Here is a 22,524-nt window from a genome sequence, read left to right on the forward strand (position 1 = left end):
ACGAGAGTGAGAGTTGGAGCAGGATGTGAACGCTAACAGCCATGTCATCGGCGTCGACTTCGGCACGCTGTCCGGCCGCGCCGTCGTAGTCCGCGCCGCCGACGGCGCGGAGCTCGCGAGCGCCGTGCACGAGTACGGCGACGCGGTGATCGAGGAGCACCTGCCCGGCTCCGGCGTACGGCTCGGACCTGACTGGGCGTTGCAGTCGCCCCACGACTGGATCGAGGTGCTCAAGACCGCCGTGCCGGAGGCGATCGCCGCCGCGGGCGTGGATCCGGCCTCCGTGATCGGGATCGGCACCGATTTCACCGCGTGCACCATCTTGCCCACGACCGCCGAGGGTGAGCCGTTGTGTGTCGCCGAGCCGGATCGGCCGCACGCGTGGCCGAAGTTGTGGAAGCATCACGCCGCTCAGGCGCATGCCGACCGGATCAACGCGCTGGCCGCTGCCCGGGGTGAGGCGTGGTTGCCGCGCTATGGCGGGAAGATCTCGGCGGAGTGGGCGTTCGCCAAGGGCCTGCAGCTGCTCGAAGAGGATCCTGAGCTGTATGGCAGGGCTGAGCGGTGGATCGAGGCGGCCGACTGGATCGTCTGGCAGCTGACGGGGGTGGAGTCACGCAATGTGTGCACCGCCGGTTACAAGGAGATCTTTCAGGACGGCCGCTACCCGTCGCGGGAGTTCCTGGCGGCGCTCAACCCCGGTTTCGAGGGGTTCGTGGACAAGCTGGCCACCGCGCCGCTCGCGCCGCTGGGCGGGCTGGCCGGGCGGCTGAGTGCTCGGGCGGCGGCGTGGACGGGGCTGCCGGAGGGGATCGCGGTCGCGGTCGGCAATGTGGATGCGCATGTGACCTCGGCGGCGGCCGATGCGGTGCGGCCGGGGCAGATGGTGGCGATCATGGGGACGTCGACCTGTCATGTGATGCCGTCGGATCGGCTGGCCGAGGTGCCGGGCATGTGCGGGGTGGTGGCCGATGGGATCGTGCCGGGCCTGTGGGGTTATGAGGCGGGCCAGTCGGGGGTGGGTGACATCTTCGGCTGGTGGGTTGAGCAGGTCGGCCGTACCCACGAGGAGCTGACCGAACTGGCGGCTGGGCAGCGGGTGGGTGAGCACGGGCTGGTGGCGCTGGACTGGCACAACGGTAACCGTTCGGTGCTGGTCGACCATCACCTGTCCGGGGTGATCGTGGGTCAGACGCTGGCGACCCGGCCGGAGGAGGTGTATCGGGCGTTGGTCGAGGCGACCGCGTTCGGTGCTCGGGTGATCGTGGAGGCGTTCGAGGCGGCCGGGGTGGCGGTGGAGGAGTTCATCGTGGCCGGCGGGTTGTTGAAGAACGCGTTCTTGATGCAGATCTACGCCGATGTGCTGCGTCGTCCGTTGTCGGTGATCGGTTCCGATCAGGGCCCGGCGCTGGGTTCGGCGATTCACGCCGCGGTGGCGGCGGGGGCGTATCCGGACATTCAGCAGGCCTCCAAGGCGATGGGCAAGCGGGTCGAGAAGGCTTACGAGCCGGATGCGGAGCGGGCGGATGCCTATGACCAGTTGTATGCCGTCTACCGCGAGCTGCATGACACCTTCGCCGATGGCAGGGTGTTGCACGGGTTGCGGGCGTTGAGGGACCGCGCATGAGGAAGATCGTCTGTGACTTGCACGCCGAGCTGGTGCGTAACCATCTGGTGGCGTGGACGGCGGGGAATGTGTCGGGCCGGATTCCGGGCGAGGACCTGTTCGTGATCAAGCCGTCCGGGGTGTCCTACGACGAGCTCACCCCGGAGGCGATGGTCGTCTGCGACTTGGACGGCAACCTGGTGGAGGGTGAGCATGCCCCGTCCAGTGACACCGCCGCGCACGCCTACGTTTACCGGCACATGCCGCAGGTGGGTGGGGTGGTGCACACCCATTCCACCTACGCTTCGGCGTGGGCGGCCCGGGATGAGGCGATTCCGTGTGTGCTGACCGCGATGGCCGATGAGTTCGGCGGGGAGATCCCGGTGGGGCCGTTCGCGTTGATCGGTGACGACTCGATCGGGCAGGGCATCGTGGCCACGCTGAAGGGTCATCGTTCGCCTGCGGTGTTGATGAGGAATCACGGCGTGTTCACCATCGGCGCCACTCCGCGGGCGGCGGTGAAGGCGGCGGTGATGTGTGAGGACGTGGCCCGCACCGTGCACATCTCCCGTCAGCTGGGTGAGCCGGTGCCGATCGCGCGGGCCGATGTCGACCGGCTGTATGACCGTTACCAGAACGTGTATGGACAAAGGAGCCCCCGATGAGCATCTGGTTCCTGACCGGCAGCCAGCATCTGTATGGCGAGGAGACTCTCGCGCAGGTGGCTGAGCAGTCGCAGGCGATCGCCTCTGCGCTACCGGTGGCGGTGGAGTGGAGGCCGGTGCTGACGGATGCGGCGGCGATCCGGCGGGTGATGCTGGAGGCCAACGCCGATGACGCGTGTACGGGGGTGATCGCGTGGATGCACACCTTCTCGCCGGCGAAGATGTGGATCGCGGGGTTGGATGCGTTGCGTAAGCCGTTGCTGCATCTGCATACGCAGGCCAATGTCGAGTTGCCGTGGGCGTCGATCGACATGGATTTCATGAATTTGAACCAGGCCGCGCATGGTGATCGTGAGTTCGGGTTCATTCAGACGCGGTTGGGGGTGGCGCGTAAGACGGTCGCCGGACACGTCAGCGACCCCGCCGTCGCGGAACGCGTCAACGCCTGGGTCGCGGCGGCCAGAGGCTTCAACGAGCTCAGAACTCTGAAACTCGCCCGCTTCGGCGACAACATGCGCGACGTGGCCGTCACCGAGGGCGACAAGGTCGAGGCGCAGCTGCGGTTCGGGGTCTCGGTCAACACCTACGGCGTCAACGACCTGGTCGAAGCCGTCGACGCCGTGGCGGACGCGGACGTCTCGGCGCTGGTCAAGGAGTACGCAGAGCTCTACCGGGTGGCCCCGGAGCTGCTCGGCGACCGGCGCGAGTCGCTGCGCTACGCCGCCCGTATCGAGATCGGCCTGCGCGGCTTCCTCGAATCAGGCGGGTTCAAGGCGTTCACCACCAACTTCGAGGACCTCGGCGGTCTGCGCCAGTTGCCGGGCCTGGCCGTGCAGCGGCTGATGGCCGACGGTTACGGCTTCGGTGGCGAGGGCGACTGGAAGACCTCGGTCCTGGTGCGCACCCTCAAGGCGATGGCCCCGGGCGGCGCGACCAGCTTCATGGAGGACTACACCTACCATCTGGTGCCCGGCGAGCAGCTGATCCTGGGCGCGCACATGCTGGAGGTCTGCCCGTCGATCGCGGCCGGCACTCCGTCGTGCGAGATCCACCCGCTGGGCATCGGCAACCGTGAGGACCCGGTCCGTCTGGTCTTCGACGCCGCCCAGGGTCCTGGCGTGGTGGTCGGGCTGGCCGATCTGGGCGACCGGTTCCGGCTGGTGGCCAACGAGGTCGATCTGGTGGCGCCGCTGCGGCCGCTGCCGAACCTGCCCGTCGCCCGAGCGATCTGGCGCCCCCGCCCCGACCTGCGTACCTCCGCCGAGGCCTGGCTCACCGCCGGAGCCCCGCACCACACCGTGCTCTCGACCTCCGTGGGCGCCGAGGAACTGACGGACCTGGCCGACATGCTCGGCGTCGAACTCGTCGTCATCGACCGCGACACCACGCCGCGCCAGTTCGCCAAGGAGCTGCGCTGGAACCAGGCCTACTACCGCCTCGCCCAGGGGTTCTGAGGTCATCCTCCCTCTTCTCCCGCCGCCCGGAGGAGAGGGAGCCGCCCGCCGTACGGCCACCAGGTTCTGGAGCGCCGCCACATCTCCCTGTCACCCCCGCGGTCTATCGTGGGACAGGTGCGTGTAGCGACCTGGAACGTCAACTCCGTCAAGCAGCGCGTGCCACGCCTGCTGCCGTGGCTCGACCAGCGCAAGCCCGACGTCGTCTGCCTGCAGGAGACCAAACTCTCCGACGCGGCCTTCACCGAGCTGCTCGGCGGCGAGCTGGCCGCCCGCGGCTACGAGATCGCCGCGCACGGCCAGCCGCAGTGGAACGGCGTGGCCGTGCTGTCGCGCGTCGGCCTCGACGACGTCGTCACCGGCCTGCCCGGCGGGCCGGGCTTCCCTCATCAGGAGGCCAGAGTCGTCGCCGCCACCTGCGGCGGGGTGCGCGTGCACTCGGTCTACGTGCCCAACGGCCGCACGCCCGGCTCCGACCATTACCACTACAAGCTCGCCTGGCTGGCGGCGCTGCGTGAGGTGGTCAAGACGGGGCCGAGGGAGGCGATGGTGTGCGGCGACGTCAACATCGCCCCCGCCGACGCCGACGTCTTCGACCCCGCGGCCTACGTGGGCTCGACGCACGTCACCGCCCCCGAACGCGCCGCCCTCGCCGACCTGCAGGCGCTCGGGCTGCACGACGTCGTCCGCGACAGGTGGCCCGACAACCGGATCTTCACCTACTGGGACTATCGGGCGGGCATGTTCCACAAGGACCTCGGCATGCGCATCGACCTGGTGCTCGCCTCCACGCCCGTCGCCGAGCGGGTGCGCGCGGCGTGGGTCGACCGCCAGGCACGCAAGGGCACGGGGCCCAGCGACCACGCCCCGGTGATCGTCGACCTCGACGAGGCCCCTGACGGCGACATCGGCCCCGTCGTCCCCCCGCCCTCCGCACCCTCGAAGCGCCGCGGCACGGTGAAACTGCCCCAGTCTCCGGACTGACGACCGTCAGACGGCGCCTCCGCCTGCGCCCTCGCCTGCGCCCTCGCCTCCGTCCTCGGTCTCGCGCTCGGTCTCACCCTTGCGCTCGGTCTCGCCCTTGGCCGCGTCGTAGGCGGCCACCGCGCGCTTACCCGCCACCATGCGCCACGCCTGCTCCAGCAGCGCCCCGACCTCCGCCCAGTCGGGCGTGACGGCGTGCATCTCCACCCCCACCCAATGCCTGACGTACGCGGGGCGGAAATACCTCTCCCCGTCGCCGGCCATCAGCGTCTCCAGCTCCCCGGGCGGCGCCTTCACCACCAGCGCCAGCCGCCCGTCACCGTGGTGGTCGAGCAGCAACCAGGCGATCCTGCGCCGCCCGGCCATGAGGGAGACGTGCCCGAACGACTCCTCGACCTCGACCCCCGGAAGCCCGGAGACGAGGTCGAGAAGCCGCGCGTGCACGCGGGAGACGTCGGCGTCCGTCCACGTGGCGACCATGCCACTCAGCTTAGGAGCCGCCTCCGACAATCCACGGGGACGGCGCCGGCGGGGCGACCACGGGCGGGCGGTCGTCGCAGGTGATGGTGTTGGGCAGCATCCACGGCGCCAGCCATCCGCCGTCGTTGCCGCCCCGGTCGTTCAGGGAGAACTCCGAGCCGGTCGGCGGGAAGTTGAACGAGCCGCAGTTGTTCACCCCGACCGCCCCGACGTTGCGGGCGTCGACGTTTTCGAAGGTGGCCGAGCCCTTCACACGGGCGCTGACGACCGACGTGCCGGTGCCGTCGACGCGGATGTCCTTGAAGTGCACGTTGCTGATCGAGTAGAGGTCCTTCACCGACCACTCGCTGACCAGCATGATCGCGTTGTAGGTGTTGTCGAGGAAGTGGTTGCCCACGACCTGGATGTCGGCCTCGATGTTCTTCTCCAGCGCGTAGAACCAGATCGCGCCCAGCCCGATCTTCCAGTTCAGCTCGAAGGTGCCGGAGCGCACGGTCGTGTTGTTCGTGATCCACATCGAGCCGGTGAAGGGCTCGGCGCCGAAGCGGGAGCCGACCTGGATGGCGCTGCCCTCACGGATCGGGTCGGCGACGAGGTTGTTGGAGATCGTGTTGTCCGTTCCTCCGTAGATCGCGATGCCGTTGGCGAGCACGGGCGTCTGGATCGTGTTGCGGTCGAAGACGTTGCGGGCGTTGGCGGACTTCTCCGACCACATCGCGAGGCCGTCGTCGCCGGTGTTGCGGACGAAGTTGTTCGACACGACCGAGTCGGTGACGCCGGTATGGAAGTTCAGGGCGTCGGCGATCTGGTCGACGATGATGTTGCCGCTGATCCTGACCTTCGACATCGGCCCGTCGAACCAGAGGCCGACCTTGGTGTGGCGGATGTGCAGGCCGGTGACGCTGGAGTCGCTCATCGCGCCGCCGATGCCGTTGACCTGGTCGGTGTCGATGCGCTCGCGCACGTCGCCCTCGATCGCGAAGCCCTTCAGGTGCACGTTGCGGCTGCCGCCCTCGGAGGCGGGCTTGCCGTAGAAGCCGACGCCGGTGTGCACGGAACCGTCGGGCAGCGGCTCGTCGAGGGTGACCTGCTTGCCCCTGATGATCGTGTACCAGTTGCCCGCGCCCTCGATGGTCACGTCGTCGACGACGATGTGCCGGTTGACCTGGTAGACGCCCGGCGGGACGTACACCTTCAGCCCCTTGCGCTTGGCGAAGGCGATCGCCTTGTCGAAGGCGTCGGCCGACTCGCGCCGCCCGCTCGGGTCGGCCCCGAACAGCAGCACGTTCGCCGCCTTCAGGTTCACGTACGGCAGGCCGACGAGCTCGCTGTCGAGCAGGTCGATCACCGTCCACTCGGCGCCCGCCGCCGCGGTCAGCCGCACCCGGTCACCGGCCTGGTACTTCCTGCCCAGCAGCAGCCGCTGCTCGTCGTAGAAGTGCGAGGGACGGAACGGCTTGGCGAAGACCGGCCTGGGGTCGGTCGCGGCGGGCACGCACGCACACTCGGTCACCCACCAGTCGGGGTGCAGCAGGTCGCCCTGGGGGTCATTGCTGAACGGGTACTGGTTGTACAGCCAGGAGTACTGCGAGGTCAGCGTCATGATGCGCTTGTCGCGCCCGTTGACGCTCACCTCCAGCGGCGCGGTGATGCCCCCGCCGCCGGGGGAGTCGGGGATGCTGTAGCGCACGGTGATCGCGTTGGCCGCGCTCGGCAGCGTGAACTCGACGTGCTGGCCCGGCGCGAGCCTGACCGCCTTCCGCCCCGAGGCCTCCGACGGCAGCGTGTAGGCCGTGCGGTCCGGCCCGATGACCGTCCCGCTGGTCGCGGCGTTCTCCGCCTCCTGCTCGGCGAAGGCCACGCCGGCGCCTCGCCCGGCCACCAGAGCGGGGTCGAGCGCCGCCCTGGTCACCACCGGAGCCTGCGCCCGAGCCTGGGCGACGGCCGGGGGAGTTCCGGCCACCAGGACCGCCGCGGCCGTCAGAACTGTCGCTAAAGCGCGCATCGCACACTCGTTTCTGTCGGGGGGTGAGCCGACAGTAGGCGACGCGCAGACATCTCACAAGAGATGCGCAGTATTTTTCAGATGGTTGCTATGTATTTGCAATCAACGGTCATGGACATGAGATCCGATGCTTGGCGAGATGGGCGAGCAGCGCCTGGTTGGCCTCCCAGCCGTCAGGGAAGGCGACCGGCACGTCCAGGTGCACGGGCTCGGTCGACGGGTGGGCGTCGAGCACGTCGGGAATGCCGGCGCGGGCGACGACGACGCACGCGTGGCGGTGCCGTGAGGTCAGCACGCAGAGCCGTCCGGGGGCGAGGTGGAAGTCGGTGACGTCGCGGCGGCCCGACATGGGGTGCAGGACGACCGTCACGTCGTACTCGCGGCCCTGCAGCCGGTTGGCGGTGTCGACGGTGACCCCGGCGGGCAGACCGGCCGCCCTGATGGCGGCGACCTGGTCGCGGTGGGCGGCGCCGACCGCGACCCGGTCGGCGGTCAGCGGCCGGGAGCCGTGCTCGTCGTGCGTCGTGCCGCCGCGCTCCAGCAGCCGGGCGACGAGGCGGACGATGGCCTCGACGGCCTCGGCGTCGGTGCGCATGGTGTGACGGGCGGGCAGCTCCAGCAGGGCCCACCCCGACGACGCGGCCTCGTCGATGGCGAGGTCGACGGCGGACCCCATGGCGAGGTCGACCGCGGACCCGGTGGCGGACCCGCTGGCGGACCCCGTGCCGGAGCCCGTCGCGGACCCCATGGCAGCCTCAAGGGCGGGGAACTCGAGCCGCCGGTCACCGAACCCGGTTCCCGAGGTGAAGCCGGTGAACGGGTAGAACGCGTCGGACACGACCGGCGCCGCCGAGGCGGGCAGCCGCCACGACACCGGCAGCCGGTGCACCGGCAGCTCCGGGTTGTGCCGCCGCAGCACCGACACCGCGCTCTGCACCGGATCCCACGACAACCCCGTCCACCGCTCGCCCTCCACCGGCGAGAACGGGTCGAGCTGCCCGGGATCGCCCACGAACAGCGCCCGCTCGAACCGCCCGGCCACGCGCAGCAGCATGTCGGAGCGCATCTGGTAGGCCTCGTCGACGATCGCCCAGTCCCACCGCCCGTCGCTCAGCGTCGCCCACTTGGCGGAGGTGGCGATGGTCACCGCGGGCTCGCCCAGCTCGCCGACCTTGCCGGCGATCGTCACGTTGGGCCGCAGCACCCGCTCGCTGGGCTTGTAGGAGGTGGCCGACAGGCGGCCGATGGCGAGCGTGGGTTCCTTGGACGACAGGCGGTCGATCAGGTCGTCGACCTGCTCGTTCACCTGCGCGATGATCATCAGGCGTTCGCCGAGCGCGGCCAGGTGGCGGGCGGCGGTGACGACGAGCGTCGACTTGCCGGCCCCGGGAGGCGAGTCGACGATCACCCCGCGATGCCGGCGGCTCGTCAGGTCGGCGAGCACCTCATCGACGATCGTCATGCCCATTCCTCCACGGCGTCCTCCTCGGCGGGCACGTACTCGGGCGGCGGCCCGCCGTGCGTCCAGGGCGTCTCCTCCCGCTCGGGGAAGGTCGCGGGCTGCTGGAAGTCCCTCTTCAGGGTCGTGAAGGCGACCCTGCCCTCGGGAAGCGGCGCGGGTTTGGTGAGCGTGCCCATGCCCTTGGAGATCTCGACGGTGATCAGGGCGCCGTCGAGGGTGTGCACGGTGCCGCCCAGCTCGGGGCGTTCGACGCAGGTGACCTCGTCGCCGGCCGCGAGCCGTACCGGGTCGGTGGTCGAGACCGTCACCAGCGGGCGCAGCAGCTTGCGGTTCTTGTCGCTGAGCACGATCCTGCCCGGCTCGGCTCCCACCACCTCGCCGGTGAACGCCTGCCCTTTCAGCCGGTGCTCGGCCATCAGCAGCGGGTCGTCGAAGGCTCGCGCCACCTCGTAGCCGGCCTGGGCGCGCTCCAGCTTGTCGAGCCGGGCCGCGGCGGCGACGGCGCTGTCGCGGCGGGGCTGCGGGTGGGACTCGGCGAAGGAGGCGGCGAAGCCGGTGTAGGAGGCGCGGTCGCCCTCCCAGCGGGAGGCCACGCTCGCTCCGGCGGGCAGCTCGCGCAGCAGGTCGACGGCCTGCCACACCAGCCGCCACGTCGGCTCCAGCTGGGTCAGCAGGGCGTCGGCGATCTTCTCCTCGACCGGGGTGCCCTCGTCGTGCGCGCGGATGAGGGGCTCCAGCACCGCGTTGTCGAAGCCGGGATCCGTGGCGGGCCCGGCGGGCGGCAGGTGGGCGGGGTCCTCCGCACGCAGCGCCGCCTGCGGCCCGTCGGTGATCCAGCCCAGCAGGGCGCCCAGGTTGGCGTCCTCCAGTGAGCTCTGCCCGGTCGCCCAGTGCAGCGACAGCGCCTCGGTCGCGGTCAGCAGCAGGCACGAGCCGGGATGCTCCGACCGGTCGGCCAGGAAGGTCAGCCACCGGCCCAGCGACGGCACGCCCGGATCGACCGGATAGGGCCCGTCGGTCCTGCGGAAGCGGGTCGAGCGGCCCAGCAGCTTCAGGAAGGCCGCGCCCGGCCGGTTGGGGACGATCAGCTGCGGCGCGTCCAGGCTGCGTTCGTACGGCTCGCCGCGTTTGGGCTCGACCGTCTCCGTGGCGCCGGAGAAACCCTCCAGATACGGCACCAGCAGCCCGGCCAGCTCCGCGGCGAAGGCGAAACGCAGGTCACGGTTGCGCGGTTGCGGCACGGTCAGCAGCGCCGGATGCTCGCGGTCGGCGCCGACGAGCGCGCCCAGCGGCGCGTTGGCCTCACCGGCGAGGCCGAGCGGGATGACGACCATCGGGCGCTCGGCCAGGTGCACGTGGCGCACGGTCGCCACGCGCTGCGCGCGGCCCTGCCGTACCGCCTCGATCCTGGCCAGGGCGGTCAGCACGCTCACCGGTCGCCGCCCGCGGGGATCAGGATCTCCTCGCGCACGGACCTGGCGAAGCGGAGCAGCTCGGCGATCTCCGGGTGCCCCGCGGGGTCGCCGCCGTCGGCGAGCGCGAGCACGGCCTCGATCCCGGCGATGCCGCCCACCTCGTCGCGCACGGTGCGGCCCAGCCGGTCGGTGCTGCCGTGTGCCTCGTGGCGGCAGAAGAAGGCCAGCTCGCACGCCGCCATGCATTCGGGCGCGTAGCGTGCGCCGATGCAGGCGATGTCGCGCTCCAGGTGCTCGTTGCCGGGATCGAACGAGACGCCTTCCGGCACGAGGTCGGCGGCGCGGGTCAGGCGCGACAGCTGGCGGCGCAGCACGCCGAGCTGCTTGCGCACGTCGACGAGCGTGGCGGTGGGGCGGTTGGCGAAGTTCTCCGGGCAGACGAGCACGACCTCGTGCGAGACCCGGCCGGTTCCGGCCAGTTCGGTCAGGGCGTGGGTGTACACGGCCGCCTCGCGGGCCGCGGCGGCCACCTTGCGCCCGTCGGCCTGGCCGTCGATCACGGGGAACGACTTGATCGCGACCACGTGGAACCGGCCGCCGGCGGCGAAGAGGACCACGTCGGGGTCGAGCGTCACCCGCTGCCCGGCGATCTCCACGCCGAGCAGCGGATGGTCGTGGAGGGCCGGGCCGGCCGCGTCGCCCGTCACCGCCGCGCGGGTGGCGGCGTCGGCTCCGCGCAGGTCCTCGTAGCGCGCCGTGACGGGGCCGAGCCCGAGGCGCTCGCCCACCAGCCGCGCCAGCTCGGCCGCGCCGCCGGCCTTCACCTGCGCCTCGAAGGCCCTGGCCCGGGTGATGGCGAACGTCGACTGCCCGAAGCGGGCGGGAAAGCCCAGCCGCGCCGCGGTGCGGTCCTTGTCGACGCCCGCGGCGTCGAGCACCGCGCGCCGGTCGCAGCCGGGATTGGCGGCCAGCGCGGCGATGCTGCGCGCGTTGTGGTCGACGGGCGCGGCATCGCCTCTGACGGAAGCGAGCAGGTCAGCGGGCGGGTCAGCGGGCAGGGTCACAGATCTTGAGCGTAGCGGCCCGCCGGGAGTGCCGTCCTACTTTCCCGGACCGGTCATGCGCACGTCGCCCTTGGACGACAGCACGAACACCTGCCAGTTGTAGTAGGCGTAGTAGACCTCCGGGTCGCGCTCGATGGCGGCGGCGTGCGCGAGCACGGCGTCGACGTAGCGGGTGTCGTGGTTGTAGTGCCAGATCGCCTTGCGATAGTCGCGCGGCGCCCCGGTGGCCTTGAGGTAGTTGGCGGCGGCCATGATGGCGTCGCGGGCGTCGTGCACGTCGCCGCCCATGCCGTACGCCTTCCACGTGCCCGGCATGAACTGCATCGGCCCCTGCGCCCCGGTGGAGCTGGAGGAGGTGATGCGGCCGAACTTCGTCTCCACCAGGATGATCGCCGCCAGCACCTGCCAGTCGACGCCGAACCGCTTCTCGGCGGCGACCATGTGACCGCGCAGCCGCTTGGCGGGCAGCGGGTCGACGAACTTGAGCTTCCCGCGCTGCGCGGCGGTGATGGGATGGGCCATCGACAGCAGCTTGGAGACGGCGGTGACGCTGTCTCGCGCCTCGGCCCGCAGCGCCTGGGGCAGCCTGGCGATGGTCGCCGTGGCCAGCTTCGAGCTGCGCGCCATCGTCCGGTAGGCGCGCTGCTGGTGGAGGGCGAGCAGTTGCAGCTGCTTCGAGGGCTCGCTGCTCTTGTCCCACGCGTCGAGGGCGGCGTGCAGGCGCGGCGTGGTCTGCTTCAGCGCGGCGGCCAGCTTGGCGGGATCGGTGGGGATGCGCACGTCGGCGGCGGGCGCGACCGGCGACGACTCGGGCACGGGAATCGGGGTGGTGCTGGTCAGCGGGGTGGCGGACCTGGGCGCCGCGGCCACTCCGCCGCATCCGGTGAGCAGCAGGGTCGCCAGGGATGCCGTGACCAGTCTCATGCCGCCTTACGGTAGCGGAGGATGACAGGCCCGGCTCCGCGAGTGTCAGGAATCCCCATAAACCGCGCGCAACGCCGCCATGTCGAGCAGGTCGCGCTCGCGCGGCTCGTAACCGGAGTGGAAGTGCCGCTGCTGGGCCGCCGACAGGCACGGCACGCGGGCGCCGTGGACCGCGCCCTCCACGAAGCAGTCGGCCGGGTAGCGGAAGGCGCCGCCCCGGTCGTCGGCGGGCTGCAGGGCCGAGCCGTCGGCCTGGAAGGTCAGCGGGTGCAGGTCGATCTCGTGCCCGGCCTCGCCGCGCATCACGAAGCGGGCGGGACGTCCCGGCACGATGTCGAACACCTCGCGGTAGCCGACACGGCCGAGCGTCTCCAACACGACGGGCTCCTGCTCGGAGCGGTGCATGAGGTCGAGGTCGCCGTGGTCGCGCGTCACGCGGCCCAGCAGGGCGTCGACGCCCCAGCCGCCGCCCACCCAGACCTGGCAGCCCGCGGCACGCAGAAGGGCCAGGACCCGCAACACCTCGGCAGTCTCGAACACGCGCACACCGTGCCAGAACCGCCGATCATCCGTCCACCGACTTTCCGGCCGAGCGTCGAAGATTTGCGTGCTCAGGCACGTAAGCATGCACCTCGCTTGGGGTCGAAGATCGGGACTCGTCATCATCGGGGCATGACAGGCTTTCGACGTCCGCGCGCGCTTCGTCCCGGCGACCGGGTGGCGGTGGTGAGCGGCAGCAGCCCGGCCGACCAGGCCAACCTCGAAGCGGGACTGCGCGCCATGGAACACGTCGGGCTCAAGCCCGACGTGTTCGCCTCCGCCCGCGAGATGGGCGTCGACTACGACTACCTGGCGGGCGACGACCGGCTGCGCGCCGCCGACCTGACCGCCGCCCTGGCCGACCCCGCCTACGCCGGGCTCTTCCTGGCCTGCGGAGGGTACGGCATGCAGCGCACCCTGGAACTGCTCGACTGGAGCAGGATCGACCCCGCCCGCCCCAAGGTCGTCGTGGGCTACTCCGACGTGACCGCGCTACTGGAGGCGATCGCCGTCAAGCTCGGCTGGGTGTCGCTGTTCGGCCCCATGGTCGCCTGCAACGGCTTCCACCAGGGGCCGGGGCGCTTCGACTTCGACACCCTCATGACCCTGCTGTTCACCCCGGCCGAGGTCGGCGGGCTGACCTTCCTCGACGCGCGCACCATCGTGCCCGGCGTGGCCGAGGGCGTCACCCTGGGCGGCACCGCCACCCTGCTGGCCGCCTCCATCGGCACCGACACGAGCCTGCCCGCGCGCGGCGGCATCCTGTTCCTGGAGGACGTCGACGAGAAGCTGTTCCGCCTGGACCGGATCATCACCCAGCTGCGGCGCTCCACCTACACCGACGGGGTCGCGGCGATCCTGCTGGGCACCTTCACCGACTGCGGCGAACCGCGCGAGGTCGAGCGCCTGCTCGTCGACAGGCTCAGCGACCTGGGCGTGCCGGTGCTCGCCGGCGCCGACATCGGGCACGGGATCGCGCAGCAGACCTACCCGATCGGCGTGCGCGCCCGCCTCGACACCGGCACGGGCACCCTCACCTTCCTGGAACCGGTGCTGTCGTCGTGAGCTTCGACCTGCTGCTGCGCGGCGCCCAGCTCGCCGACGGCACCGGCACGCCCCTGCGCCCGGCCGACGTCGGCGCCGCCCGCGGCAGGCTCACCGTCCTGCCGCCCGGCGCGCCCGCCTCCGCGGCCACCACCCATGACGTGACCGGCCTGGTGGTCGCGCCCGGCTTCATCGACGTGCACACCCACTCCGACGAGGCCACCCTCCTCGAACCGCCCGACGACCGGCTCGCCCACGCCGCCGTGCGGCAGGGCGTCACGGTCGAGATCTGCGGCAACTGCGGCACCAGCCTCTTCCCCACGCCGCGCCACCCCGACTTCGAGGCCTTCGCCAAGGCCCACACCGGCACGCCGCGCGCCAACCACATCGCCTCCCTGTCGGGCCACGGCACCCTGCGCGCCGCCGTCGTCGGGCACGCCGACCGCCCCGCCACACCCGGCGAGCTCGACCGCATGCGCGCCCTGCTCGACGCCGACCTGCGCGCCGGAGCCGCGGGGCTGTCAACCGGCCTCATCTACACGCCCGGCACCTACGCGGACACCGGCGAGGTGGCCGCCCTGGCCGAGATCGCGGCACGGTACGGCAAGCCGTACGTCACCCACCTGCGCGACGAGATGGCAGGCGTCGAGCGGGCCCTGGAGGAGGCCGTCGAGATCGCCCGCCGCAGCGGCGCGGCCCTGCACGTCTCCCACCACAAGAGCGCGGGACGCCACGCCTGGGGCCGCACCGCGCGCACCCTGGCCCGCATGGCCGAGCTGCGGGCGGACGGCATGGACGTCACCTGCGACGTCTACCCCTACATCGCGGGCAGCACCTCCCTGTCGGCCATGCTGCCGCCGTGGGCCAACGAAGGCGGCTTCGCGGCGCTCCAGTCACGGCTGGCCGACCCCGCCCAGCGCGAGCGCATGCGCGAGGCCATCGCCGTGGGCGTGCCCGGCTGGGAGAACACCGTCGGCAACGGCGGCTGGGACCGCGTCTCCGTCGCGTGCGCGCCCCACCTGCCCGCCGTCGAGGGCAGCCGCATCGCCGACCTGGCCGGCGCCAGCGCGCAGGACCCGCTCGACGTGGTGGCCGACCTGCTGGCCGGGGGAGAGGTCACCATCATCAGCCACTCCATGCGCGAGGACGACGTCCGGCGGGTGCTGGCCTGGGAGCACGCGATGATCGGGTCGGACGGGGTGCCCAAGCCCGGCCGCCCGCACCCGCGCTGGGCCGGGACCTTCGCCCGCGTGCTCGGGCACTACGCTCGTGAGCTGCGGTTGTTGTCGCTGGAGGAGGCGGTGCGCAGGATGACGGGACTGGCCGCCGCCCGCTTCGGGCTCCAGGGGCGCGGTCTCGTGCGCGACGGGGCTCACGCCGACCTCGTGGTGTTCGACCCCGCGAGGGTGGCCGACCGCGCCGGGTACGGCTCGCCGCTGCTGCCACCCGACGGGATCGAGCTGGTCGTGGTGGCGGGCGAGATCGTGGTCTCCGGCGGCGCCGTCACGCCGGCCCGTCCGGGAAGGCCGCTGCGCGCATGACCGCCCGGCCTGAGGACCTCGCCGAGCTGGCCGCCCGCTGCCCCGGCACCCTGGCCGTCGCCGCGACCGGCCCGGACGGCGACACCTGCCTCGGCGTGCACCAGGACACCGAGCTCCCCCTGGCCAGCGTGGGCAAACTGCTCCTGCTCGCCGAGACCGCCCGCCGCATCGACTCCGGCACCCTCGACCCCGCCGAGATCGTCGAGGTGCGCCCCGGCGAACGCTGCTCCGGCTCCGGCCTGCTCACCGCGCTGTCCCGGACCTCGTGGAGCGTCGCCGACCTGGCCCTGCTCACCGCCGCCGTCAGCGACAACACCGCCACCAACGCCCTGCTCCGCCGCGTCGGCCTCGACGAGGTGAACGCGGGCGCCCGCTCCCTGGGCCTGTCCACGACCCGCCTGCTCGACCGCATCCGCGAGCCCCGCCTGCCCGAGCACCCGCCCGCCTTCGCCCTGGGCACCGCCGCCGAGCTCGCCCACCTGGCCGCCCAGGTCACCGGCGACGAGGGCTGGGCCAGGCTGATGGTGTCGTGGATGGCCGCCAACACCGACAGGAGCCTGGCCCCGGCCCTCGTGCCGCACGACCCCGAGTCACGCGAACGGCCCGAGCACTCCCAGCCGGGCACGGTCTGGGTGGCCAACAAGACGGGCACCGACGCCGGCACCCGCACCGACGTGGGCGTCATGATCGGCACTGACGCGACCGTCGCCTACGCCGTCCTGGCCCACGGACCGGCCGGACGCGAACACGACCTCGTGCGTGCCGTACGGCAGGCAGGACGCCTCATCGCCCGGCCGCTGCTGCCGTGACCACGGCCTCGCGCAGGCAGGCGATGAAGGCGCGCACGGCGGGGTTGGGGTTCGTGGGCCGCACCGCCACCCCGATCCGCCGGTGCAGCCGTTCCCCCTGGACCGGCCTCAACTCGACGCCCGACGCCCCCTGGACTCCGAGTCCGGGCACCAGCGCGACTCCGAGCCCCGCCCGCACCAGCCCGATCGTCACCTCGTAGTGATCGCTGCGGCACCGGATGCGCGGCGTGAACCCCTCCAGGGCGGCCGCGCGCTCCAGCACCGACAACACCGGCGTCCCGGTCCCGTAGGTGGTGATCCACGCTTCGGCCGCCAGGTCCGACAACCGCAGCCTGGCCTGTCGTGCCGAGGGATGCCCTGAGGGCAGCACCACCAGTTGCGGCTCCTCGAACAGCGGCACCACCTCGACCCCGACCGGCGCCTGCCAGGGATCCAGCGGATGCTCGAACACCACGAGCAGGTCGATGTCGCCGCGCTCCAGCGCGGGCAGCAGCTCGTGCGGCTGCCCCTCCTGCAGATCGAGCTCGACGCCGGGATGACGCCCGGCGAAGCGCCCCAGCGCGGTGGGCAGCAGCCGGTAGCCGGCGGAGGCGAAGAAGCCGATGCTGAGCTGCCCTGAGTCGGCCCTGGCCTGAGCGAGGAGGTCTTTCTCCGCGGCCTGGAGCAGGTCGAGCACCTCCTGCGCGCGCACGGCCAGCCGCCGCCCGGCGGTGGTCAGCCGCAGGCTCTGCGCGCCCCGCTCGACCAGGCCGACGCCGGTCTCCTCCTCCAGCCTGGCCAGCTGGTGGGAGACGGCGGAGGGCGACAGCCGCAGCTCGCGCGCCGCGCCCGCGATGCTCCCGGCGCGGTGGACCTCCAGGAGGACACGCAGACGGTGGGTTGCCAGCATGCGCCAGACGCTAGCGTCCCGCCCGGCCCGCGGGACCGGCAGGGGCGCTTGACGAGGGACGGAGCCGAATATAGTTCTGGCGCATGGACGAGATCGAGTACGCCGTGGCCGGCCGCGTCGCCACCATCACCCTCAACCGCGAGAGCCGGCTCAACGCCTTCACCCTCCGCATGCGCGACGAGCTCATCGCCGCCTTCGACCTGGCCGACGCCGACGACGACGTGCGCGCCGTAGTGGTGACCGGCAAGGGCCGCGGCTTCTGCGCCGGAGCCGACCTGGGCGGCGGCGGGGGCACCTTCTCCTCGGCCAGGAGCGAGCCGCAGCGCGACGGCGGCGGCATGGTCGCCCTGCGCATCGCCGCCTCGCTCAAGCCGGTCATCGCCGCGATCAACGGGCCCGCCGTCGGCGTCGGCGCCACCATGACGCTCCCGATGGACGTGCGCCTGGCGGGGGAGAGCGCCCGCTTCGGCTTCGTGTTCGCCCGCCGCGGCATCGTCACCGAGGCCGCCTCCAGCTGGTTCCTGCCCCGGCTGGTGGGCATCTCGCAGGCGATGGAGTGGGCCGCGACCGGCAGGGTGTTCGGCGCGCAGGAGGCGCTGCGCGGCAGGCTCGTCTCCCGCGTGGTGCCGGACGCGGAGCTGCTCCCGGCCGCCTACGAGCTGGCCCGCGAGATCGCCGACAACACCTCGGGCGTGTCGGTGGCGACCATCAGGCGGCTGATGTGGGCGGGCCTGTCGTGGTCGTCGCCCTGGCAGGCGCACGAGGCCGACTCGGCACTCATGCACGCGCTCGGCAGGGCGCCCGACGCCGCCGAGGGCGTCACCGCCTTCCTGGAGAAACGGCCCGCCGACTTCCCCATGGCGGTCTCCAAGGACCTGCCGGAGTCACTGCCCGAATGGCCCTAGCGTGTCTTGTCGGCCCTGATCTCCCGGCGTATTGTTTGCGGCCAAACGAGAGGAGCTCAGGTGACCGTCGAGCGATTACGGCAGGCGGGCGTCGACATCGTGCGAATCTGCTACCCCGACCTGATCGGCGTCGAACGCGGCAAGGACGTCTTCCTCGACAGCCTCCCCGAGCACGGCCTGACCTTCTGCCAGGCGGTCTACTACACCTCGCCGCAGGCCGACGTGGTGCCCGTGCCGGGCGGACTGGACCGCGGCCTGCCGGACATCGTCGTCAGGCCCGACCTCGCCACCCTGGCCGTCCTGCCGTGGCAGGACGGCGTCGCGCACTGCCTGGCCGACGCCTACTGGCCCGACGGCCGCCCCTTCCCCGAGGACCCGCGTCAGGTGCTGCGCGCCGCCATCGCCCGCCTGGGAGAGCTCGGCCTCACCGCCGTCGCGGGGCCGGAACTCGAATACTTCCTGATCAACCCCGACGGCACCCGCTACGACGGCGGACCGGGCAACGTGTACGTCGTCGGCAACAAGGGCGACCAGGGCGGCCACCTGATCGCGACGATGCGCGCCCTGAAGTGGCTGGGCGTGACGATGGGCTGCCACGAGTTCTCGCCCGGCCAGTTCGAGATCAACCTCACCCACTCCGAGGCCCTCGACGCCGCCGACCGCGCCTTCCGCCTCAAGAGCGCCGTCAAGGAGCTGGCCAGACGCGACGGGCTGAACGCCACCTTCATGGCCAGGCCCTTCAACGACGAGGGCGGCTCCGGCTTCCACGTGCACCTGTCGTGCCTGGACGCGGAAGGGCGCAACGTCTTCGACGACCCGGCCTCGCCGTACGGGCTGAGCCGGACGGCGCGGCACGCGATCGGCGGCGTGATCGCCCACGCGCCCGCGCTGGCGGCGCTGCTCAACCCGACCATCAACTCCTACAAGCGGTTCGGACCCGACACCCTGGCGCCGTGGCTGAACGACTGGGGCCTCGACAACCGCAGCGCGATGATCCGCATCCCGCCGGAGCGTGGCGACGCCGCCCGGCTGGAGGTGCGCCTGGGTGACGCCTCCGCCAACCCCTACCTCGGCATCGCCGCCCTGGTGGCCGCCCTCTACCTGGGCATCCGCGACAAGGCCGAGCCGCCGGAGCCCCTCGAAGGCTACGGCTACGACCCGGAGCGCTCGCCGACGCTGCCCATGACGCTCCCGGCCGCGCTCGACGCCTTCGAGGCCGACGCCGAGCTGGCCGAGGTGCTGGGCAAGGAGTTCACCGCCGCCTTCCTGTCCTACAAGCGCGACGAGGTCGAACGTTTCTCCCGGCACGTGACCGATTGGGAGCTCCGTGAGTACGCCTACCATCTGTGACCTGTCGGACCCCGGCAACTTCCTCGACGGGGTCACCCCGTGGCGCGCCTTCGACGAGCTGCGTGCCCACGACCCGCTGCACTGGCAGGACGAGGGCGCGCACGGGCGCGGCTTCTGGTCGCTGACCAGGCACGCCGACATCGTCAAGGTCAGCGCCGACCCGGTCACCTTCACCTCGGACAAGTTCACGAACCTGGAGGAGGTGGACGAGCAGCAGGCCGCCCGGCGGCGCTCCATGCTGGAGACCGACGGCCCGCGCCACCGCGAGCTGCGCCGCCTGCTGGTCCGCGACTTCACCGCCCGCGCGGTCGCGGGCTACGAGACGTTCCTGCGCGGCCTGGTCGGCCTCACCCTGGACAACCTGAAGACGACGGAATTCGACTTCGTCAAGGAGATCGCCGCCGACTTCCCGATCAACGTGCTGGCCCGCATGCTCGACGTGCCCGACACCCAGCGGCTGATCGACTGGGGCAACGCCATCATCGAGAACACCGACCCGGAGAAGCTGGCGGACAACGAGGCCTACCGCGACCTGCCCTTCCGTAGCCCGGCCGCGCAGGAGGTCTTCGAGTACGGCAGGCGCCTGGCCGCCCGCCGGCGCGGCGGCGACGGCACGGACCTGGTCAGCAAGCTGGCCCGCGAGCTCGACGGCCGCGACTTCGACAACTACTTCCTGCTGCTCGTCGTGGCCGGCAACGAGACCACCCGCCACGCCATCTCGCACAGCATGATGGCGCTGATGGAGCATCCCGGGCAGCGCGAGCTCTTCCTGGAGCATCCCGGCACCGGCGTGGAGGAGTGCCTGCGCTGGTCCTCGCCGGTCTACCACTTCCGCCGCACCGCCACCCGCGACGTGGAGATGTACGGCAAGCGCATCCGCGCCGGTGACAAGGTGGTCATGTGGTTCGCCTCCGGCAACCGCGACGAGCGCGTCTTCGCCGAGCCGTACCGCTTCGACGTCACCCGCGCCGACAACGACCACCTGACGTTCGGCAAGGGCGGTCCCCACTACTGCCTGGGCGCCGGCCTGGCCAGGCTGGAGCTTCGCGTGCTGTTCGAGGAGCTGCTGCCGCGCCTGCCCGGCCTGGAGTTCGCGGGCCCGGTGCGCAGGGTGCGCTCCAACTTCATCCACGGCATCGCCGAGCTGCCGGTCAGGCGCGCTCCAGGTGCTCCAGGACCAGGCGCAGCGAGCCGGCCAGCTCCCGGCGCTGCTCGCCCGTCAGCTCCTTGACGACGAAGGCCTCCTGCCGGTTGAAGTCGGGGAACAGCTCGCGCATGAGCCGCTCGCCCGTCGCCGTCAGCGCGACCATGACGCGACGCCTGTCGGTCGGGTGCGGGGAGCGGCGCAGATGCCGGTAGGACTCCAGCGTCTTGATCACGCCGGTGAGCGTGCCCTTGGAGATGCCCGCCTCGGCGGCCACGTGCCGGGTCTCGCTCTCGCCCCAGATCCACACCACCCACATGACCACGAACCCCGTCCAGGTCAGCCCGGTGTCGCGCAGGACCGTCCGCTCCAGGTGGTTGCGGATGGCCGAGGAGGCGCGGTAGATGTTCGACACCGCCCACATGGCCTCGAAGTCGAGGTTCAGCGCGCCGAGGCGCTCGGCGATCGCCTCTTCCGTCTGGCGCATGGTGTGGTGGCCGGTCATGAAGCGTCATTATATTCGGTCCCGAACGATCGCCGGGGGAAACGTTGACGCCGCGCATGCAGCTGGTGCTGTCGGAGAACTGGACCATGACCGCCGGCCGCGACCTGCCCGCGCTGGTGCGCTGGGCGCGCGAGGCGGAGGACGCCGGGTTCGACTCGGTCATGGTCAGCGAGCACGTGGTGCTCGGCCCCGACGCGGGCGCGCTCGGGCGCATGGCCAATCCCCGCGAATACGCCCTGCCCGGCAACCAGGACCCGTTCACGCCGTGGCCGCACTCCCTGACCCTGCTGGCCGCGATCTCCTCGGTGACCACCTCGCTGCGCCTGGCCGCCGCGGCGGTGCTGGCGCCGCTGCGGCACCCGCTCGTGCTCGCCCGCGAGCTGGGCACGCTCGACCTGCTCGCGCGGGGGCGGCTCATCGTCCTGCCGACGGTCAGCTGGAGCCGCGACGAGTACGCGGCGCTCGGCGTGCCGTTCGAGGAGCGCGGCGCCCTGCTGGAGGAGCACCTGGAGATCTGGGAGCTGCTGTGGCGCGAGTCGCCGGTCAGCTACCACGGCAGGCACTACCGCTTCGACGAGGTCTACTTCGAGCCGAAGGCGTACCGGCCGGATGGGCCCGTGCTCTGGTTCGGCGGCTCGCGGGTGACCGACCGGCTCGTCAGGAGGCTGACCCGCTGGGGGAGCGGCTTCAACCCCCTCGGGTATCCTGCGGACCTGTCCCGGCTGGCCGGGCTCGATCTCGAACTCGTGGGCGGCACCCGCGCGAGGTTCCCCGACGCCTCCTCGTGCGCGCCGCTCGGTCCCGCCCTGGAGCACCTGCCCGAACGTATGGCCCAGGGTTACACCACCTTCTGCGTCAAACCCTCGCAGTTCATCGACGATCCGGACCGAGTGGGCGCGTTCTGCCGCGAGGTGATGCGCCGGGTGGAGGCACTATGCGGTTAGCGGGCAAGGTCGCCCTGATCACGGGCGCGGGCACGGGCATCGGAGCGGCCACCGCGCAGCGTTTCGCCGCCGAGGGCGCGCGCGTCGTGCTCGCGGGGCGGCGCAAGGAACCCCTGGAGGAGGTGGCGGGGCGGATCGGGCCCGGCGCCGCCCTGGCGACCCCGGCCGACATGGCCGACACGTCCCAGGCTCGCGCCGCCGTCCAGGCGGGACTCGACCGGTTCGGCCGGCTCGACGTGGTGGTGGCCAACGCGGGCGGTCACGGCGCCGAGGCGGTCGCCGACACCAGCGACGAGTCATGGCGGCTGGCCCTCGACGCCAACCTCAACACCTGCTTCGTCACCTGCCGCGAGGCCCTGCCCGCGCTCATGCGGCAGGGTGGATCCATCGTGGTGGTGTCGTCCATCGCGGGACTGGCCGCCGCACCCGGCATTTCCGGATATGTCACGACCAAGCATGCGCTGGTCGGTCTGACCCGCTCCATCGCCCGCGACTACGGCCGCCACGGCGTGCGCGCCAACTGCCTGTGCCCCGGCTGGGTGCGCACCCCGATGGCCGACGAGGAGATGGACCAGCTCACCGGCCTCACCCGCGAGCAGGCCTACGCCCTGGTCACCAAGGACGTGCCGCTCGGCCGCCCCGCCACCGCCGAGGAGATCGCCCGGATCTGCCTGTTCCTGGCGAGCGACGACAGCGCCGTCATGACCGGCTCGGTCCTCGTGGCCGACGGCGGCGCGACCGCCGTGGACCTTCCCACCCTGGCCTTCGACTCACCGTGACGATGCAACCACCCG

The 22,524-nt window shown here is 71.8% G+C and carries 21 protein-coding genes; 12 read left to right on the forward strand and 9 right to left on the reverse strand.

The genetic code is table 11. The features are described from left to right. Positions 1-25 precede the first annotated feature (25 nt). The 4 genes from araB to HNR30_RS11475 all read left to right on the forward strand — a co-directional run bounded on the left by araB (position 26) and on the right by HNR30_RS11475 (position 4,709). Entirely contained in the window at positions 26-1,627 is a 1,602-nt protein-coding gene (gene araB / locus HNR30_RS11460; protein ID WP_312894347.1) for a ribulokinase, read from the forward strand. Beyond that, positions 1,624-2,271 (forward strand): L-ribulose-5-phosphate 4-epimerase, encoded by a 648-nt coding sequence (locus tag HNR30_RS11465; RefSeq protein WP_181609736.1) that lies wholly within the window; start codon positions 1,624-1,626, stop codon positions 2,269-2,271. Before araB ends, HNR30_RS11465 begins: the two co-directional genes overlap by 4 nt. After that, positions 2,268-3,725, forward strand: coding sequence for an L-arabinose isomerase (gene araA, locus HNR30_RS11470; RefSeq protein ID WP_181609737.1), 1,458 nt, complete (start codon positions 2,268-2,270; stop codon positions 3,723-3,725). The genes HNR30_RS11465 and araA overlap by 4 nt, the downstream gene beginning before the upstream one ends. A 117-nt stretch (positions 3,726-3,842) precedes the next feature. Beyond that, positions 3,843-4,709 carry an exodeoxyribonuclease III gene (locus HNR30_RS11475; protein ID WP_181609738.1) on the forward strand — a complete coding sequence of 289 codons (867 nt, stop codon included), beginning with the start codon at positions 3,843-3,845 and terminating at the stop codon, positions 4,707-4,709. A gap of 6 nt (positions 4,710-4,715) precedes the next feature. Here the strand turns inward: HNR30_RS11475 and HNR30_RS11480 are convergent, their stop codons facing one another. The 7 genes from HNR30_RS11480 to HNR30_RS11510 form a co-directional block, all read right to left on the reverse strand. After that, positions 4,716-5,189, reverse strand: a complete 474-nt coding sequence (locus HNR30_RS11480) for an MmcQ/YjbR family DNA-binding protein (protein ID WP_181609739.1) — start codon at positions 5,187-5,189, stop codon at positions 4,716-4,718. A 10-nt stretch (positions 5,190-5,199) separates the two neighbouring features. Then, entirely contained in the window at positions 5,200-7,194 is a 1,995-nt protein-coding gene (locus HNR30_RS11485) for a glycosyl hydrolase family 28-related protein (RefSeq protein WP_181609740.1), read from the reverse strand. 109 nt (positions 7,195-7,303) lie between these two features. Continuing rightward, positions 7,304-8,656, reverse strand: a complete 1,353-nt coding sequence (locus HNR30_RS11490; protein ID WP_246378021.1) for an AAA family ATPase — start codon at positions 8,654-8,656, stop codon at positions 7,304-7,306. Then, entirely contained in the window at positions 8,653-10,089 is a 1,437-nt protein-coding gene (locus tag HNR30_RS11495) for a hypothetical protein (protein ID WP_181609742.1), read from the reverse strand. Before HNR30_RS11495 ends, HNR30_RS11490 begins: the two co-directional genes overlap by 4 nt. Beyond that, on the reverse strand, positions 10,086-11,135 hold the full coding sequence (locus tag HNR30_RS11500; protein ID WP_312894349.1) for a hypothetical protein: 1,050 nt from the start codon (positions 11,133-11,135) through the stop codon (positions 10,086-10,088). Before HNR30_RS11500 ends, HNR30_RS11495 begins: the two co-directional genes overlap by 4 nt. Before the next feature lie 36 nt (positions 11,136-11,171). Continuing rightward, a complete protein-coding gene (locus HNR30_RS11505; protein ID WP_181609743.1) occupies positions 11,172-12,059 on the reverse strand; it encodes a transglycosylase SLT domain-containing protein in 888 nt (295 codons plus the stop codon). A 45-nt stretch (positions 12,060-12,104) separates the two neighbouring features. Beyond that, positions 12,105-12,599 (reverse strand): nucleotidyltransferase domain-containing protein, encoded by a 495-nt coding sequence (locus HNR30_RS11510; protein WP_220133411.1) that lies wholly within the window; start codon positions 12,597-12,599, stop codon positions 12,105-12,107. 132 nt (positions 12,600-12,731) lie between these two features. On the opposite strand from HNR30_RS11510, the gene HNR30_RS11515 reads away from it, so the two are divergent. The 3 genes from HNR30_RS11515 to HNR30_RS11525 are packed head-to-tail and all read left to right on the forward strand — an operon-like array spanning position 12,732 to position 15,993. Continuing rightward, positions 12,732-13,664, forward strand: a complete 933-nt coding sequence (locus tag HNR30_RS11515; protein ID WP_181609745.1) for a S66 peptidase family protein — start codon at positions 12,732-12,734, stop codon at positions 13,662-13,664. Then, entirely contained in the window at positions 13,661-15,184 is a 1,524-nt protein-coding gene (locus tag HNR30_RS11520) for an N-acyl-D-amino-acid deacylase family protein (RefSeq protein WP_181609746.1), read from the forward strand. The genes HNR30_RS11515 and HNR30_RS11520 overlap by 4 nt, the downstream gene beginning before the upstream one ends. Beyond that, positions 15,181-15,993, forward strand: a complete 813-nt coding sequence (locus HNR30_RS11525) for a serine hydrolase (RefSeq protein ID WP_181609747.1) — start codon at positions 15,181-15,183, stop codon at positions 15,991-15,993. Before HNR30_RS11520 ends, HNR30_RS11525 begins: the two co-directional genes overlap by 4 nt. Here the strand turns inward: HNR30_RS11525 and HNR30_RS11530 are convergent. Beyond that, the gene (locus HNR30_RS11530) at positions 15,968-16,882 is read right to left on the reverse strand and encodes a LysR family transcriptional regulator (protein WP_181609748.1); all 915 of its coding nucleotides are present in this window, start codon (positions 16,880-16,882) and stop codon (positions 15,968-15,970) included. The genes HNR30_RS11525 and HNR30_RS11530 overlap by 26 nt on opposite strands. A gap of 83 nt (positions 16,883-16,965) precedes the next feature. Between HNR30_RS11530 and HNR30_RS11535 the strand changes: the two genes are divergently transcribed. From HNR30_RS11535 to HNR30_RS11545, 3 genes are read left to right on the forward strand one after another with little or no spacing between them, the layout of a single operon-like run. Then, the gene (locus tag HNR30_RS11535; RefSeq protein WP_181609749.1) at positions 16,966-17,787 is read left to right on the forward strand and encodes an enoyl-CoA hydratase-related protein; all 822 of its coding nucleotides are present in this window, start codon (positions 16,966-16,968) and stop codon (positions 17,785-17,787) included. 60 nt (positions 17,788-17,847) lie between these two features. Continuing rightward, the gene (locus tag HNR30_RS11540) at positions 17,848-19,137 is read left to right on the forward strand and encodes a glutamine synthetase family protein (protein ID WP_312894350.1); all 1,290 of its coding nucleotides are present in this window, start codon (positions 17,848-17,850) and stop codon (positions 19,135-19,137) included. Further along, positions 19,115-20,368 carry a cytochrome P450 gene (locus HNR30_RS11545; protein ID WP_312894351.1) on the forward strand — a complete coding sequence of 418 codons (1,254 nt, stop codon included), beginning with the start codon at positions 19,115-19,117 and terminating at the stop codon, positions 20,366-20,368. Before HNR30_RS11540 ends, HNR30_RS11545 begins: the two co-directional genes overlap by 23 nt. On the opposite strand, the gene HNR30_RS11550 is transcribed toward HNR30_RS11545, so the two are convergent. Then, positions 20,289-20,786 carry a MarR family winged helix-turn-helix transcriptional regulator gene (locus HNR30_RS11550; protein ID WP_181609750.1) on the reverse strand — a complete coding sequence of 166 codons (498 nt, stop codon included), beginning with the start codon at positions 20,784-20,786 and terminating at the stop codon, positions 20,289-20,291. The genes HNR30_RS11545 and HNR30_RS11550 overlap by 80 nt on opposite strands. Positions 20,787-20,842: 56 nt before the next feature. On the opposite strand from HNR30_RS11550, the gene HNR30_RS11555 reads away from it, so the two are divergent. Further along, positions 20,843-21,730 carry an LLM class flavin-dependent oxidoreductase gene (locus HNR30_RS11555; RefSeq protein WP_181609751.1) on the forward strand — a complete coding sequence of 296 codons (888 nt, stop codon included), beginning with the start codon at positions 20,843-20,845 and terminating at the stop codon, positions 21,728-21,730. After that, entirely contained in the window at positions 21,721-22,509 is a 789-nt protein-coding gene (locus HNR30_RS11560) for an SDR family NAD(P)-dependent oxidoreductase (RefSeq protein ID WP_181609752.1), read from the forward strand. The genes HNR30_RS11555 and HNR30_RS11560 overlap by 10 nt, the downstream gene beginning before the upstream one ends. The last annotated feature ends 15 nt before the right edge of the window (positions 22,510-22,524 follow it).

It is taken from the genome of Nonomuraea soli (assembly GCF_013761175.1).
In the GTDB taxonomy this organism is placed as follows: domain Bacteria; phylum Actinomycetota; class Actinomycetes; order Streptosporangiales; family Streptosporangiaceae; genus Nonomuraea; species Nonomuraea soli.

Coding starts and splice junctions, on each gene's coding strand:
- HNR30_RS11465 (WP_181609736.1), top strand. CDS start 1,624: ATGAGGAAGATCGTCTGTGACTTGCACGCCGAGCTGGTGCGTAACCAT.
- araA (WP_181609737.1), top strand. CDS start 2,268: ATGAGCATCTGGTTCCTGACCGGCAGCCAGCATCTGTATGGCGAGGAG.
- HNR30_RS11480 (WP_181609739.1), bottom strand. CDS start 5,189: ATGGTCGCCACGTGGACGGACGCCGACGTCTCCCGCGTGCACGCGCGG.
- HNR30_RS11485 (WP_181609740.1), bottom strand. CDS start 7,194: ATGCGCGCTTTAGCGACAGTTCTGACGGCCGCGGCGGTCCTGGTGGCC.
- HNR30_RS11490 (WP_246378021.1), bottom strand. CDS start 8,656: ATGACGATCGTCGATGAGGTGCTCGCCGACCTGACGAGCCGCCGGCAT.
- HNR30_RS11505 (WP_181609743.1), bottom strand. CDS start 12,059: ATGAGACTGGTCACGGCATCCCTGGCGACCCTGCTGCTCACCGGATGC.
- HNR30_RS11515 (WP_181609745.1), top strand. CDS start 12,732: ATGACAGGCTTTCGACGTCCGCGCGCGCTTCGTCCCGGCGACCGGGTG.
- HNR30_RS11525 (WP_181609747.1), top strand. CDS start 15,181: ATGACCGCCCGGCCTGAGGACCTCGCCGAGCTGGCCGCCCGCTGCCCC.
- HNR30_RS11530 (WP_181609748.1), bottom strand. CDS start 16,882: ATGCTGGCAACCCACCGTCTGCGTGTCCTCCTGGAGGTCCACCGCGCC.
- HNR30_RS11535 (WP_181609749.1), top strand. CDS start 16,966: ATGGACGAGATCGAGTACGCCGTGGCCGGCCGCGTCGCCACCATCACC.
- HNR30_RS11550 (WP_181609750.1), bottom strand. CDS start 20,786: ATGACCGGCCACCACACCATGCGCCAGACGGAAGAGGCGATCGCCGAG.
- HNR30_RS11555 (WP_181609751.1), top strand. CDS start 20,843: ATGCAGCTGGTGCTGTCGGAGAACTGGACCATGACCGCCGGCCGCGAC.
- HNR30_RS11560 (WP_181609752.1), top strand. CDS start 21,721: ATGCGGTTAGCGGGCAAGGTCGCCCTGATCACGGGCGCGGGCACGGGC.